Source organism: Staphylococcus sp. AS1337, from assembly GCF_051408735.1.
Classification (GTDB): domain Bacteria; phylum Bacillota; class Bacilli; order Staphylococcales; family Staphylococcaceae; genus Staphylococcus; species Staphylococcus xylosus_B.
The window spans coordinates 104,959-120,374 of record NZ_JBOIHZ010000006.1 but is presented as its reverse complement, the minus strand read 5'-3'; the positions used below and the strand labels follow the sequence as shown (position 1 = coordinate 120,374).

19 protein-coding genes and 1 pseudogene are annotated in these 15,416 nt (G+C 29.5%); 1 reads left to right on the top strand and 19 read right to left on the bottom strand.

What is annotated here, in order from left to right:
* Positions 1 to 3: 3 nt before the first annotated feature.
* The 3 genes from rsmH to bshC form a co-directional block, all read right to left on the bottom strand.
* Positions 4 to 939, bottom strand: a complete 936-nt coding sequence (gene rsmH / locus ACSUE0_RS10690) for a 16S rRNA (cytosine(1402)-N(4))-methyltransferase RsmH (protein WP_107531865.1) — start codon at positions 937 to 939, stop codon at positions 4 to 6.
* A 15-nt stretch (positions 940 to 954) separates the two neighbouring features.
* Complete coding sequence (gene mraZ, locus ACSUE0_RS10685; protein WP_017724208.1) at positions 955 to 1,386, bottom strand: division/cell wall cluster transcriptional repressor MraZ; 432 nt, start codon at positions 1,384 to 1,386, stop codon at positions 955 to 957.
* Between the two features lie 148 nt (positions 1,387 to 1,534).
* Entirely contained in the window at positions 1,535 to 3,148 is a 1,614-nt protein-coding gene (gene bshC, locus ACSUE0_RS10680) for a bacillithiol biosynthesis cysteine-adding enzyme BshC (protein WP_119613809.1), read from the bottom strand.
* A 270-nt stretch (positions 3,149 to 3,418) separates the two neighbouring features.
* On the opposite strand from bshC, the gene ACSUE0_RS10675 reads away from it, so the two are divergent.
* A complete protein-coding gene (locus tag ACSUE0_RS10675; RefSeq protein WP_436957325.1) occupies positions 3,419 to 3,865 on the top strand; it encodes an N-acetyltransferase in 447 nt (148 codons plus the stop codon).
* 133 nt (positions 3,866 to 3,998) lie between these two features.
* Here ACSUE0_RS10675 and ACSUE0_RS10670 read toward each other — a convergent pair whose 3' ends face one another.
* The 16 genes and pseudogenes from ACSUE0_RS10670 to ACSUE0_RS10595 form a co-directional block, all read right to left on the bottom strand.
* Positions 3,999 to 4,685, bottom strand: a complete 687-nt coding sequence (locus ACSUE0_RS10670) for a YjjG family noncanonical pyrimidine nucleotidase (protein WP_436957323.1) — start codon at positions 4,683 to 4,685, stop codon at positions 3,999 to 4,001.
* A 116-nt stretch (positions 4,686 to 4,801) separates the two neighbouring features.
* The gene (locus tag ACSUE0_RS10665) at positions 4,802 to 4,936 is read right to left on the bottom strand and encodes a beta-class phenol-soluble modulin (RefSeq protein WP_119613812.1); all 135 of its coding nucleotides are present in this window, start codon (positions 4,934 to 4,936) and stop codon (positions 4,802 to 4,804) included.
* Positions 4,937 to 4,980: 44 nt separating this feature from the next.
* Complete coding sequence (locus ACSUE0_RS10660; protein WP_017724203.1) at positions 4,981 to 5,115, bottom strand: beta-class phenol-soluble modulin; 135 nt, start codon at positions 5,113 to 5,115, stop codon at positions 4,981 to 4,983.
* Between the two features lie 46 nt (positions 5,116 to 5,161).
* Positions 5,162 to 5,296 carry a beta-class phenol-soluble modulin gene (locus ACSUE0_RS10655; protein WP_017724204.1) on the bottom strand — a complete coding sequence of 45 codons (135 nt, stop codon included), beginning with the start codon at positions 5,294 to 5,296 and terminating at the stop codon, positions 5,162 to 5,164.
* A gap of 44 nt (positions 5,297 to 5,340) precedes the next feature.
* A complete protein-coding gene (locus ACSUE0_RS10650) occupies positions 5,341 to 5,475 on the bottom strand; it encodes a beta-class phenol-soluble modulin (RefSeq protein WP_436957320.1) in 135 nt (44 codons plus the stop codon).
* 46 nt (positions 5,476 to 5,521) lie between these two features.
* Entirely contained in the window at positions 5,522 to 5,656 is a 135-nt protein-coding gene (locus ACSUE0_RS10645) for a beta-class phenol-soluble modulin (protein ID WP_436957318.1), read from the bottom strand.
* A gap of 483 nt (positions 5,657 to 6,139) precedes the next feature.
* Positions 6,140 to 8,023 carry a DUF5776 domain-containing protein gene (locus ACSUE0_RS10640; protein ID WP_436957316.1) on the bottom strand — a complete coding sequence of 628 codons (1,884 nt, stop codon included), beginning with the start codon at positions 8,021 to 8,023 and terminating at the stop codon, positions 6,140 to 6,142.
* Positions 8,024 to 8,686: 663 nt separating this feature from the next.
* Positions 8,687 to 8,893 (bottom strand): annotated as a pseudogene (locus ACSUE0_RS10635) (ABC transporter ATP-binding protein); the annotation flags it as partial.
* Between the two features lie 696 nt (positions 8,894 to 9,589).
* The gene (locus ACSUE0_RS10630; protein ID WP_119615213.1) at positions 9,590 to 10,150 is read right to left on the bottom strand and encodes a PepSY domain-containing protein; all 561 of its coding nucleotides are present in this window, start codon (positions 10,148 to 10,150) and stop codon (positions 9,590 to 9,592) included.
* Positions 10,151 to 10,695: 545 nt separating this feature from the next.
* Positions 10,696 to 10,818 carry a hypothetical protein gene (locus ACSUE0_RS10625; protein ID WP_436957314.1) on the bottom strand — a complete coding sequence of 41 codons (123 nt, stop codon included), beginning with the start codon at positions 10,816 to 10,818 and terminating at the stop codon, positions 10,696 to 10,698.
* Between the two features lie 323 nt (positions 10,819 to 11,141).
* The gene (gene erm / locus ACSUE0_RS10620; RefSeq protein WP_436957312.1) at positions 11,142 to 11,873 is read right to left on the bottom strand and encodes a 23S ribosomal RNA methyltransferase Erm; all 732 of its coding nucleotides are present in this window, start codon (positions 11,871 to 11,873) and stop codon (positions 11,142 to 11,144) included.
* Between the two features lie 52 nt (positions 11,874 to 11,925).
* Entirely contained in the window at positions 11,926 to 11,988 is a 63-nt protein-coding gene (locus tag ACSUE0_RS10615) for an erythromycin resistance leader peptide (protein WP_436957358.1), read from the bottom strand.
* A gap of 268 nt (positions 11,989 to 12,256) precedes the next feature.
* A complete protein-coding gene (locus tag ACSUE0_RS10610; RefSeq protein ID WP_436957310.1) occupies positions 12,257 to 12,793 on the bottom strand; it encodes a hypothetical protein in 537 nt (178 codons plus the stop codon).
* A 63-nt stretch (positions 12,794 to 12,856) separates the two neighbouring features.
* Positions 12,857 to 13,747, bottom strand: a complete 891-nt coding sequence (locus ACSUE0_RS10605) for an N-acetylglucosaminidase (RefSeq protein WP_436957308.1) — start codon at positions 13,745 to 13,747, stop codon at positions 12,857 to 12,859.
* Positions 13,731 to 14,363, bottom strand: coding sequence for a hypothetical protein (locus ACSUE0_RS10600; RefSeq protein WP_436957306.1), 633 nt, complete (start codon positions 14,361 to 14,363; stop codon positions 13,731 to 13,733). The genes ACSUE0_RS10605 and ACSUE0_RS10600 overlap by 17 nt, the downstream gene beginning before the upstream one ends.
* Before the next feature lie 408 nt (positions 14,364 to 14,771).
* Entirely contained in the window at positions 14,772 to 14,948 is a 177-nt protein-coding gene (locus ACSUE0_RS10595; RefSeq protein ID WP_436957304.1) for a hypothetical protein, read from the bottom strand.
* Between the last annotated feature and the right edge of the window lie 468 nt (positions 14,949 to 15,416).

Sequence of the window (15,416 nt, the reverse complement as noted above, 5' to 3'; positions counted from 1 at the left end):
TCCTTATTTTAATATTTCTGCAACACGTAACTTCGCACTACGCGCTCTATTATTATTTTCTAAATCTTCATCAGTAGCGGTAATAGGTTTACGGTTAACGCGTTTCAATTTAGGTGTGTATGCTTCGGGTATGACTGGCAATCCCCTTGGTACATCTGGCCCCTTTTCGTACTCTTGAAACATTTGCTTGCATAAACGATCTTCCAATGAATGGAAGGTTATGACTGAAATTCTACCATCTACTTTTACTAAATCTATCGCTTGTTCTAATGAGTCTTCAAATGATGATAATTCATCATTTACCGCTATTCTAATTGCTTGGAAAATTCTTTTTGCTGGATGCCCACCTTTTCGCCTTGCTTTGGCAGGTATACCTTCTTTTATGACATCAACAAGTTCTAATGTCGTTTCGATTGGCTGTTGTTCCCTGTTTTGTTCAATGCGTCGGGCAATTTGTTTAGCAAATTTCTCTTCGCCATAGCGATGGAAAATTTTCACTAATTTTTCAAACTCCCAATCATTAACGACTTCATAGGCTGATAGTGATTGGGATTGATCCATACGCATATCCAACTTCGCATCGTGATGATAACTAAAACCGCGCTCAGGTACGTCTAGCTGTGGGCTAGAGACACCTAAGTCGTAATAAATACCATCAACTTTTTCAATATTCAAATCATTTAAAATTTCAGTTAATTTTCTAAAGTTGTTATGGACAAAGGTTACTTTATGCAAATGATCTTTTAAAACTTCTTTTGCATTTTCAATAGCTGTAGTATCTTGATCTATTGCTATCAGTCTTCCTTTGTCACCTAGTTGATTTATTAAATATAGTGCATGACCTGCTCCACCTAATGTACAGTCGACATACACGCCATCTTCTTTTATATTCAAATAATCAATGGTCTCTTTGAGCATTACGCTGACATGATGAAACAAAATAACGCCTCCATATTAAAAATCAAAGTCAATTAAGTCTTCAGCAATATCTTCAAAACTATCTTCAGATTCATCATAGAAGCTGTTCCAAGTTTCTCTATCCCAAATTTCTATTCTATTTGAGACACCTATTACTGTACATTCCTTACTTAAGTTTGCATATTGGCGTAAGTTCTGCGGAATGTTAATACGCCCTTGTTTATCAAGTTCCACTTCAACAGCACCAGAAAAGAACATACGCATAAATTTACGTGCATCTTTTTTAGTCATTGGTAAGGTTTTCATTTTTTCTTCAATAACTTGCCATTCTTCCAAAGTATAACCAAATAAACATTTATCAAGGCCTCGAGTGATTATAAAACGTTCATTTAAGTCATAACGAAATTTTGATGGAACAATCATGCGTCCTTTTGTATCCAACTGATGTTCGTATTCTCCCATGAACATTTATAATCACCTCACCTTCTCATATATATAATTTACCACATCTCACCACTATCCTCCACTAATTATACAATATTCGCCAAAATTTATCGTTTTACATAAAAAAATGCCCGATTCATCTTTTTGATGAATCGAGCTAAAGCTTGTGGCTCTAAGGTTTAATGATGATATGGTCAAAAGTGTAAGAAAGTGGTGGATAGGTGGAGGGACTGAACACATCCATCCCAAAATCATTCATAATTTGTAGCGGATTCCAGATTCTTTCTTGTAATCCTCCCATTGGATGGAGAACTTCACTTAATTCTTTAAAATGTTTAATGCTAATTTTATTTTCTCGTTCTATATTTAATAAATATCTGTTAATTAAATAATCATATTGTTTCTGGTGTATTTCATTATTTTTATCCAATAATTGTTTATTATCATTGCTATTAGCTACTTCAGCTTGCAATGTTTGATATAACTGATATTGTTGTTCTTTCAACTGCTCTATTTGATTTATAAACTCTTGTGAAGCTTGAGCACGCACGAACTGCGCTTTATCATCTTCAATACCTTTTTCGATAATTGAATTTCTATCTAATTGATATTGTTGAATTAGTTTTTCAGTTCTCTCATATAAATAGCTAATACGCAAACGTGGCAATACAATCGGCATTGTTACATCTAACGTTTTAAATACATCACTTAATTCAGTCCAATATTTAATTTCACTTGGTCCACCCACAAAAGCAACTGTATTAAACAACCATTCTTCCATAACTGGTCTAGTAACAACATTATTTGAAAAGAGCTGCGGATCAGAATCTACTATTTTTAATAATTCCTCTTTCGAAAAATATTTATCTGATTTATTCAAATAAAATTTATCATCTTTAAAAGTTAATAATTGCCTCATATTGCCATCATTCATAAATATATGGACATTCGTATCTGTTTGAATCATTTGTTCTAATCCACTTGCTAAGGTTTGCTTTTGTGTATTTCTAAACGCTTCATCTACTTCACTATGATGTTCAATAATATGCTTTATAAATGGTTGTTCCAAACTTCTTAAATTAGCATCATTTGCATCTATAATTAGCAAGCCATAAAACTTAAATACTTCGTGTAACAAAGCTTTAAACATATCTGTCCAGCTATCATTCTCTTCAATAATGTCATTACACATTTTTAATAATGGTTTAGAGTGTGCTGTTTCGGTCATTTGTTTAAAAAACTGTTGTAAAGTTTCTTTTAATTGTTCTTTATCAGGATAATACCTAGAAACACTAGTTTCAGGAGGTGTCATTGTATGATATTTTATTTTTTGCAATTTAGCATATTGTGTATTATAAGCATAAGTATGATTAACTTCATCAAAATCATGGTCTTCCCCAGCAATCCAAAATACAGGGACCACGTTTTTATCATGTTCTTTCGATAATTTCTCACTTAACGTAATAATAGAAAAGATTTTATGGAAAGTATATAATGGCCCACCGAACAAGCCGGCTTGTTGCCCTCCAATAATCACCTTCGCACCGTCACTTAATAATGCAATGTTTCTTTCTTGTTGTTCTGTTAAAGATAAATCACTCATATATTCTTTTATGATATTAGCTAATTCAACTTCTCTGCCATTATTAGAAGCTGTTAAGCGTTCATAATAACTCTTTCCATCCATGGCATCTAAGTTGTAAAACTGTCCTAGCGTTGAATCACTTTTTTTTAGTTTTGATATAAATTGATCTTTTTCATTGAGTTTTGTCGTCATACAATCCATGCGTAATTCTCCTTATGTTACTCTATTCCTAATCAGTATAAAGTTTATATCCAATATTGACAATTATACGGCTTACAAATATCAAATTTTCAAATAGAAGCCATACAATACGCTTAAACATTAATGTTGCAACTGTTCAATTTTTTTATGTTTAGATAGTTTTAAAAAAGATAATAAATTAACAAAATAGAGTTTCAAGCAGTCATTTTTGTGAAAAAAGTCATAAAATAAGGTATAATAATCTTTAATAATACAAAGGGGGAAGATGCAATGACTAGCGTAAAGCGTCTTTATATTAATTACAGAACTGACGAATTATTCGAAGATTTTAGGAACTTTGGAAATGGAGATTTATATTTAGTCGATGAGCTTCGCGGTGAGATGATTGATGCAAGTTCAGATTCACCATTTTATGGCATTTATGTCGGCGATCGATTAGGTGCAAGGATGGCACTATATCGTAAAGGTGATGTAGAAGAGAAACACTTCCCTAATTTCGACGATTATAATGTATTGTGGAAATTAGAGGTTTTACGTGATTTCCAAAATCGAGGTTACGGTAAAGCGTTGTTAGATTTCGCTAAGGATCAGGGATTACCAATTAAAGTAATTGCACGTAATCAATCAAAACAATTTTTCATCAAACATGGTTTCACTGATTTAGAAGAAGCCAACAAAGAAGGCCATGATGTTTTAGTATGGTCACCAGATCAATAATTTAAATTTATTATAATAAGCATTTACTCTATTATCAATTGTGAACTCATTATAATTCTTTAAGAACACAGAGCAATATAAAAGCGGGTCTTTGAAATCAATTTTTAAACTTATGATTTCTGTCCCGCCTTTTTTATTGAATATGAACCACTATTTCATCTAATGAAGAAATTGTATAATCAGGTCTTATTGTTGTCTCATTCACATTTTTTCTAGGGTTAAACCAACAAGTTGCTATTTCAGCATTTTTGCCTCCTAATATATCAGAAGTCACTGAATCACCAATAATCATTGATTCTTTACGTTTCTCTTCGCCAATTTTATCAAATACATAATCAAAAAACTCTGGCATTGGCTTTTGATATCCTGTTTGTTCTGATACAAACACACCTTTAAACCAATGACCGATGTTAGTTTTCTCAATTCTACGTTCTTGTGTTTCTAAAACACCATTAGTTACTATATACAAATCATAATTATCTTTTAAAATATCTAGTGTTTCAACCGTATTTGTAAAATGTTTAATAGGTGCATTGGCTAACTCATCTCTAAATATAAAATCTGCTTCCACACCATCTATTACTAAATCATGTAATTTAAAGTACGCTTCAAACCTTTTACTTAACACTTCATCTTTAGTAAGCTCATTTTTTTGAAATGCATCCCAATGCGCTTGGTTAACTTTCATAAAGACGTCTAAGTCTTCTTTATTTGTTTTTAAGTTATAATTTTTTGTCAATTTATCAAATGCGAAAGTTTCAGCATCATGAAAATCTACTAATGTATCATCAAAATCTATAAGTAAGTTTTTGATTGTCATTTAAACCTTCCTCCGTTCATCACTAATAATCTTTAACCATTTCAGTATACACATTTTTTACACATAAAAAAATGGCCAAGGTTATCACCCTGACCATTGGATATATTATTGAAAAACTAGAATCCTAATAATTTTGATACTAAACCTACACCATTTTCCACGATGCTTACGATACTTGTTCCTAATTTAGCGCCGTCTCCTGCGATACCTGCTTGTACTGTTTCTTTGATTGCTTCAAATAATCCTGCCATAATTAATTACCCCTTTAATTTGTATTTTTTTATTTATAAAAGACTTATAGTCCGAATAGTTTTCCTACTAAGCTTGCACCACTTGATACGATATCTACAATACTTGAACCTAAATCTGCACCATTACCTGATTTCGCTGCTTCTACTGTGTTTGCAATTGCTTCTGCTAATTTAGTCATTTGAATATCTCCTTTATTAGTTAATTAATTTATATTAAATTAAAACCTAGAATCCGAATAATTTTGATACTAAACCTACACCATTTTCCACGATACTTACAATGCTTGTCCCTAATTTAGCGCCATCTCCTGCGATGCCTGCTTGTACTGTTTCTTTGATTGCTTCAAATAATCCTGCCATAATTAATTACCCCTTTAATTTGTATTTTTTTATTTATAAAAGACTTATAGTCCGAATAGTTTTCCTACTAAGCTTGCACCACTTGATACGATATCTACAATACTTGAACCTAAATCTGTACCATTACCTGATTTCGCTGCTTCTACTGTGTTTGCAATTGCTTCTGCTAATTTAGTCATTTGAATATCTCCTTTATTAGTTAATTAATTTATATTAAATTAAAACCTAGAATCCGAATAATTTTGATACTAAACCTACACCATTTTCCACGATACTTACAATGCTTGTCCCTAATTTAGCGCCATCTCCTGCGACACCAGCTTGAACTGTACTTTTAATTGCTTCGAATAAACCTTCCATTGTAAACACTCCTCGTTAAATTTTAATTATTATGACTGTTTTTATATTGAAAACGATGCTTTTAATTAATTATTTTGTTTAGCTATCGTTCCTTACGTTCACTATAAAATAATACGTAATTAAATTGTCTGTTTTTTCTTACTTAACTATAAATTTTCTTTATCTGTTAATTTATTTAATTTACGAAACAGTTTTGAATCCCTAAGTGTATTACGCACAATTAAATAAACCACAACTATGTAAATTTAATATTAAAACAGTATTTCGAATTCATTAATATTGTTAGACAATTCAAAACACTGCTTATATTGCATTTTTATTTTTAAATAAAAAGTAATCATTTAACGAGAATATGAATTAAAATTTAACATCACACCTTAAATGATTATGTTATGTAATAGAAAAAAGCTATAAAGACATCTATACAGATATCTTCATAGCTTAAATTCCATTATTTATTATATGTTAAATATCTTTGAAAATTCATGTTTCCGTTACAAATCCAAGATTTGCCGTAATAAAGGTGCCACGGTTAGTTTTGAGTCTCGGTGTACCTTTAGAGGATAAAACTATTTTTTGAATTTCTAAATTATCACCTGAATTTAAAATATTAACTGGTTCGCCCTCAAAATTTCTATTTTTGTACTCTTTACATTTCTTCAATACAGTAACATCATTAGGTTTACGATATATATACTTATCTTCCTTGTCTTTATCAACAGGGTACACATTCTTTTTATTAGCAGTTAAGTAATAACCATCAGATGTAATAAACCTTGGCGTACCTTTAGCAGTTTTCACAACATCCGTAATATCTACCAATTCTCCAATTTCTAAACTTTTTTCAGCAAGTTGTTTAAATTCAACATCTTTATATAAATTCGCTTTTTTAACAAGTGATACCGAATTCGGTTTATATGTTAAATATTCGTTTAAACTATTGGCTTTATTTCTAGACTTTGTTGCTGATACAAACTCGGCTTTAAAATTTTGTCTGTTTAAACTTGCCCTTTGACTTGCATTAGGTAAATTCATATTCACATAAATTGATTTATATCCATCATAAATTAAGAATATATTGAATGCAAAATCACATTGGTTCAAATCTTCCGTATCGATATAAATATAATTATTATTTATTTCAAAATTGATAGTCACATCATGTATTTCATTATTTATTTCATTCAGCATTACTTTATCAATAATTGTTTGATCATCTTTATATACACGAATTACATCTTTAAAAGCTCCCTCTATTAAATGTGTACCTTCATATACAGCAAATACTGGATCTTTAATTGGTAAAGCATCACTTAAAGTTTCTGGCATTAAGAAATGGACTCGGTTATTTTTAACAAATTTATTTGCTTTACCACCTTGTTGTAGCATAGTTATAAATTCTATTAATTTTTGATATTCTTTATTCTTCAAAAATTGATAAATATTTTTAAATGTATCAGTCAATAAATAATCTTCAATATTTTTACCATATGATGCTAACATTAATACCATTTCATCAAATAATTCATAAAATACGGGTTTATTTTCAGCTTTTAAAAACCTGGTATTTTTAAATAATCGCGACATATAATCAACTTCCACAATTCGACTAATCGCTTCAAACTCTGCGTTACTTGGAAGTTCAAGTTTCAGAACTTCATCTAAAACTGTTAAATTTAATTTAGTTTTTTCAATTATATCCGTTTGACCGACTAATGATTGATTATAAGTATAACGATTCACGTGATAAGTCGGCTTAGGATTCATTGAAGCTGTCTTACATTTAGATATTGCTTCTATGAAAAATAATTTATCTTCGCCGTATTTCATATGTTTAAAATAAATTTCATTATCAATGATAATATCACGCTTAATTATTTTGCCCGGTGGACCAACTGCTCTAAATATTTTTTCAATTTCGTATGGAACCAAATGATTATCATTTTTATAAGAACTAAATCTCCCAATTTTCTTTATAGCTTTTTCTGAATGTTTAACACTTTGGCCAAACGCTACATCAGAATGATGAACTTTTGCTTGATTTAATAATATTGGGAGCCCTTCCGGATCTAACCAATCATCAGCATCTAAGAAAGTTATATATTCACCTGTAGCATTCTTCATACCTACATTTCTAGGCTCAGATGGGCTACCTGTATTTTCAGCTAATTGTATTACCTTTATAAAATCATATTTAGTAGCAAATGATTCAACAATTTCTAATGAATTATCACTTGAACGATCATCAACAAAAATTGCTTCTATTTTATCTTTATTGATATTAAGTTTATTGATAGATTCTATACACGTTTCTAGAAAATACGCTTTGTTGTAAACAGGTACTATGATAGATAGTAATTTTTCCAATTCAATAATCTCCTTCTAATTCGCTTTTTGTATTAAAACTATTTATATTGATTATCAAAATGTGTATTTCCTTTCGCAATTGAACTACTCAATATGGAGATATGTTTTATACAAACCCTTAATTATTTTTTTAAATAAAGAACATTAATAAGATAACATAATTTAATAACTTACAACACAAATAACCTATTTGATATAAATTTAAAATCAAAGTTCTTACTATTAAATTTATTTACACTTTTCAATTTATTTTCAAACAATCATTTTAAAAAAACACATAAAAAATAACCACCTTCCAAGGGAGAAGGTGGCTCAAAAAGAATGAAGTAATGGAGTACTTCATAATACTATTTTATTACGTACAACAAAATTGTTCAATGCTTTTTACAGTAACTTAACATTTCTCTTTTTAAAACCTTCAAAATTGATGGTATACAGTGTCAAAGAATATTTAATTTGCTAGATAAAAATTGATACATATTCATAATTACTTATATCTTTATTTTCAAATATTCCATGAACTTCCCTCAATATATTTAAATGCCTCGATTAAACACCTATTATAATCTTCAACTTTATGATTGCTTTTTTATAGTTATAAAATTTTAGTACATTCCTCATGTTTGAAGTAATGTATGATGATTACGAGTTGAATTATTTGACTTCATTAAGTACGATAATCTCATTAGTATTTTTAATCGTTCCTATCCTATGTGCGATAGTCATTAAAGTTTTACCTTTACTTAACTCATCAATTGCTTGTTGTATGAGGTGTTCATTTTCTGGATCAATACTTGTAGTCGCTTCATCTAAAATAATAATAGGTGCGCCTTTCAAAATAACTCTAACAATGGCAATTCTTTGCTTTTCTCATCGTGGAAGTGATAATGGATGATCATATTTTTTATCCAGTAAAGTTCATATTTTCTAAAATATCTTCGGCTTGTGCTTCATCTACTTGAATATTTAGTAATTGCAGTTCTTGTTCTAAGTTTTCTATTGTACTTCATTGTAGACAAAATAAAAGAAACCCCGTCGTTATGAGGTTTCTAAGTTTGGAATGTGCGCTATTTAACGCTATTAGTGTCCTGGGAAGGCTACTATATTCCCCGTATCATCAGTGTTTTTGATGTTTCAGTGCCATGCCAGTGCTATAAAAATACTGATTGTATTTTTCTTTCATTTTAATGGTAGAAACTAGATTTTACTATTTATCTTTACTAAATATATTATTATTAAAATTCAAGCATTCCACCGGATACTATATAGTGGTTTTACAACTGTTCTTCATTGTCTATAAAGGCTGTTATATCAAGGTTTTTTAACTTTATTTAGAAAAAAAATATGTTTCTAAGTGTTTGCCCTTTTTTTGCCCTTAAAAATACCCATCCAAATTGATTGTTTCCACTTCAATAGTTTTATATTTTGTTTCTATTGAATAAGACATTATTTTCACAGAAAAAACACCTCCGTATGATTCATTTTAAATAAATTCAACGAAAGTGTTTTTATTTTATTCCCGTTATTTGGGGTCAGTTCATCATTTAGGTGGGTTTAAATAATTTACTAATCTTGTTCATTACTTAGTATTTCACCATTTTTTGCATCAACACTGATTTCATGTTTAGTCTTACCTTTTTTCAAGTCCATATCATATACAAGTTTACCGTTATCTTCTGATAGAGACCATTCTTTAACATCTCCATCAAATTCTTTTTGTCCTTTTTTGATTGCTTCTTTATAACCGATAGCATCTTTATATTTAAACTCATCGTTTTTATTAACAGAATCTTCTTTTTCAGTTTCTTTATTTAACACTTTTTTATTTTTATCTGAAATTATTACTTCAGATTCTTCTCCTGATTTTTGTTGTTCAATTTTATAAGACCATTCTCCATTACTTTTTTCATAGGAAATCCCTTTTAAATTTTGCCCACTATATACATCTTGAGCTTTCTTCACTGCATCTTCAGGATTTGTTTTTATTTTATTTAGCGCAATCACATTATTATTATTACCTTTATTATTTGAACTGTCTGCTTTAGTATCACTTCCTGATGATCCATTGCCACAAGCCGTTAACAATAATGCTGATACAGTTATAGTAGCTAAACTTTTTATTTTCATAAATATTACCTCCTAAAATGTTTACAAATTTATATTCCCTTTACTACATTCAGCAAAACAAAAAATCATTTTATATCCACATTATCTTTTTTATTGTTTGTAATATCTAAAATAAAAATTAGTTTCAAAAAACAAATTTATGGAGTGGATATAATTGAAAAGTTTATATGAAATAAGGAATGATTATAATTTAAGTATTTCTAAATTAACGCTTGAATTAAATAATATTTATAATACTAATATTAGAAACTCTAAAATATGGGAATGGGGAAAATGAACAAAGCGAAATTTCTGAAAGCGATGCTGAAATGTTATCGGATTATTTTAATGTTCCAATTAAAACGTTTATCTAATATCTAAATTTAAATCAACATGCACAAATTTGTTATAACTAATAAATTTGTGCATGTTGATTTATTACTTTCATACAATTACCTCATGAATAAAATGGAACACTTGTTCGTATTAATCAACAAAAAAATCCCCCCTCTATATAAGGAGGTACTCACATAATCTATAATTTGTTTTTAACTATAAATATACAATTAATAACCTAGAGCTTTCAAAAATGCATTAAGTGTATCTATAGCCGTAGGGGCAATCCAATTTAATATTTTCATGGCATTATTAAGTATGTATGTTATTGTATTAAAATCTTGTTCAAACATAGTATAACCTCCTTATTTTATATAATAATTATAACATTTTTATTATAGTTTACTTTTATATAGAAGTCTACTTATTTCTTAAATTAATTTTTATGTATTCATATATCTTTTTATTAATGTGAAAAATAGCCACCCAGTGACATGCTTGGATGAATTTGTATATAAAGGTAATATAAATATGAAAAAATGCATTTAAGCGTATTCTACCTCGTTTAAATTGTAATTAAACACAAAAAAGACAGCCGAATTAACGGCTGCCTTTAACTTATGGAATACAATAACTAAGTTATCAAAATGGCTATAAATATAAAATTCTTCACAATTTAATTAAACAATTTATAACTATGAAAAATTGATATAAATTGTTCTTTTGATATTTCATTTATATCCTGTATATTGGCGTGTTTTAGTGCCTTATTAAACTGATTCTTGGTAAACAGTTGTTTATAGTCTTTGTTCGTCCATTTATACACAAAAAAGTGATATAAATTTTTGTCTTTTTTTGAAATTAAAGATTTGTGCTGCTTGAGTAAGATTAGCGCCGAATCTACTTTAGGTTTAGGATGAAAATAAGAGTTGGGAATTACTTTTAATATTTCAATATCCATTTCAGATAAAAGTAACAGACTTAGTGCTCTTTTTTTATCCATAATTCGTTTAGCAAACCCTAATTCTACAATCAGGTAATTATATTTAGCATTGCTTTCATAAAATATTTTTTTAACTATTTCCGTACTTATATTATATGGAATATTGCCAAAAATCTTATATTGTCTATTTTCAGGGAATTGATAATCCAAGATATCTTTATTTACTAATTTAATGTTTGCTGAACAATCAATGTCATTTTTCAAATTACTATATAAAGTCTTATCAATTTCTATACCCGTCACAAACATAGCGATATTGGATATTTGTTTTGTAAAATGTCCTTTTCCAGTTCCTATTTCAATTATATTATCATCGGTACATATGCTTGTTTCATTTAATATCTCATAAATATGTTTTTGAGATGTCATAAAATTTTGTGAATTTTTAGGATTTTTGTTATTCATTATATTCTGCTCCTTATTTATCATAACGAACAGATTTCAAAGTTCATTATGATCAGTGTTTTAGGTTTGATATATAATGAACTTTGTTAATAACAAAAATTGAAAATATTCCCATTTTTATCTCCTTTCACTCATATTCATTATGAACGAAAAGAAATTTTATCTACAACAGCTATACTCGTACACATAGAAAATCCTCCTTTTATTTTTTAAATATTATAACATAAAAAAATAGGGCGAGCACATAAGTGCATACCCTAAAGATAGTTTTGATCTCGTGGTGCCATTACGAGTTATCAGTAATTAAATTTTACCACAATTCATTTGCGTGTCATATATTATTTATTTAATTTTATATAAAGTAATCGCTATAAACACATTCATTATTTAACTTCTAATTTACCCCATAATGTTTTTTCTTTTAATAACTTCTCTTCTTTGTCTGTAATTTCACCAATAGGCATAAAGAAGTTATCTTTTTTGTTTGCTCCATCTGCTTGATATTTAAATCTAATCCACCACAAACAATTTTTCTTATCTTTGATAACTTGGTCAAATTTCACATATTCGCCAAGATAAATCCATGAACCTTTATCTACTCCCGCTTTATATAATCCCATTACTCGTCTTACTACAATTGGTTCCGTATTACTTTTACTTGCTGTGAATATACCATTCCAACCCCAAACTGTACGTGGTGGTTTTGCTTTGATAGGTTCTTTTACATCTTTTGCTACTTCTTGTACTGGTGAATCACCCTTCATATGTTTGAGTACTAAGTTATCAAGAACACTTATCTCATTTCTACCGTATCCTGCGGCTGCTAATAAATTCCCTGGGTCTTGTTTATCATATTGTATTTGATGAAAGTACCGAAACCTAACATTAAGTGTAGCACTTCTACAATTGAAACCACACAAGGCGTCTCCTTTCTAAAGATTTTGTCGGTACTTTCATAAGCACCACCTCACTTTATACTGAGATTAGCCACCATAAATACCTTTAGCAGGTGTCGTCCAACCTCTATTTTTAGCATAACCAATGGCTAAATTTGGATTGTTATCATGGGCATTAATACCGAAGAAATTGTATATGCCATACCGACCACTAGCAAAATTAGACGTACCATACGCACTTTCTAAAAAGGCATGTGCAATTAAGTATATTTCGTTTACATTATACTTTTTACATGCATCTGCAAATGCTTTTCCTTGTCCATGTAGCTTGCCTTTACCTTTTAAAATTTGATTAAGTTTATCTACAGATACACCTTGGTATTTACCTAAATCCAACATTTGATATTTTTGTTTACTATCACTCCATATTTTATTTGGATCCATAGCAGCACTTACTTTTGCACGACTAGCATTAAACCATCCACCACCAGTATTAACTACTGGAAGTCCCTTTGCCATTTGAGCATTTAAGGCTTGTGTAAATGTGTATTTACTAATTTCAATATCTACCTTACCTTTCTCTTTGTTTTGAGTGGGTGAATTATTAGTTTTTTTGATAAGTACATTATTAGTAGCTGGTTTAAGTTTAATTCTCTTTTTAGATTTTTTGGGTGTAATTACTTGTTTAAGCAAATCTTCTTTTTTACGATGTATCTCTATTAACTTTTCTATAGTCTCTTTATATTTTTCTATTTCTGGATAACCTTTTGATATCAAATCATAGTTAGTAGTATCTTTCATGATTCTCCAAACGTTTTTATCCAGTTTCAAAGAATTTTCACTTAACTTTAAGTCATTCCATTCCAACATTTTCAACCCGTGAATCATTGCATAAATTAACGTCCCCATATATTCTTCTTTCGTTTCAGACTCAGAACCGCATACTTCTAATACAATCCAATCAGAATAAACTTTCAACTTGAAATTTAGTATGTCGACAATGCCACGTCATTTGTTTATCTACGAAACTGTGAGGAAAATCAAAATGATTATCATATTTATTTCGTTGCTTATAAATGTCTCCCACACTTCTAAACATGGTACTTTCTTTAATATACAATCCCTTAATAGGTGAAGTTTTCTTATTACCACCGACAATATAATGTGTGACGTTTACTCTCTCTTTATCATCTCTAAAACTTGTATAGGTAATATTAATAATATTTTTGAACATTGGCGTATTATCTTTTTTAGTTTCTGTTGGTGTATTATTCTTAATTGGCTCTTTTCCTTTACTAGGCTTTTCTTTCTTCGGTTCAGGGTGATATGGCGGCCTTACAAAATGTGTAACTCCACCTGGAGCATCAGTGTACCTATGTTTTATTTTATAAGGAGGGCTTCCAGACCAATTACCAGTATAATAATTTTGATCTACTGACCAGAAATAATCTTTAGTGGCTTTACCCACAACGATAGATACCTGTCCTGGATCACGATTAGTCCATACTGCCCAGTCTCCTTTTCGAGGTACAAAGTTTTTTGTGTTTTTATAAATTTTAAAATTGCGTCCTCGATAATTTGATTTTTGAGCCATCGCATTAGCATTTCCCCACGTAAAGAATCCCCAATATTTTTTAATATATAATTAGCTAAGTCCCAACATTGCGTATATATTTAATTTAATGCCTTTTCCTGTAATAATTTCTTATTACGCTTGTATAACATTAAATTGCTCTATAAAAAGATCCTCATGCTTTCACATGAGACTATACTATATCTTAATATTCATTTTTAGCTTTTAGGTATGCTTCATATGCTTTTTCAGCAGTTTCATACTTATATTCATCTGGTGCGTTTGGATTTATTACTTTTATGTTAGCACCTCATGAATATAATAGAGCACTTGTTCGTATAAGTAAAGATGAAAATTACATATAAATAGGCATAAAAATAACCACCCAGTGACATATTTGGGTGGTATAAAGTAGTTTTATAATTTTTATTAAGTTCTCTTTCTTCGGAAATAATATGCAAGCAACATGCCTACAGTAGCAGATGCTACCCCTCCAATAAATCTAGCAATCCAAATATTAATAGGAGCACTTTCTAAAATCATTAATACCATATTACCAATGAAAATTGAAAAACAAATTAATAAAAACAATTTTAATGAAGACATATTATACTCCTTTTTATACTTTTTTAATCGCTCAAATCACAAAACTTAATTTTAACATAAAAAAATAGGGTAAGCACATAAGTGCCTACCCTATCATCGAACAACGACAAGTACATAGATTTATTATCTAATACTATTACATTTAAAAAATGGGCACCCTTTGAAAGGAAGGATGCCCAATGTATAGTAAACAATGGTACGTTTGATAAACTTATCAAACATATAGATTAATCAAAATAGAATTCCACTTCCCAAAGCGGATTGAAAGAATAGAGATTCAGGGTCTCTTGTAAATAGAAGAAGTAGATTGGGTTTCTACCTCTTATTCAAGAGTAACACTAATCTCATTTAAAGCAAGTTAATGCATTCATTAATTTAATAACCACTCCGAAGAGTGGCTGTGAAAAGTAAGATATTTTAGACGATTAATTACCGTCTACTTTATTATAACAAATTTAAATTGTGTGT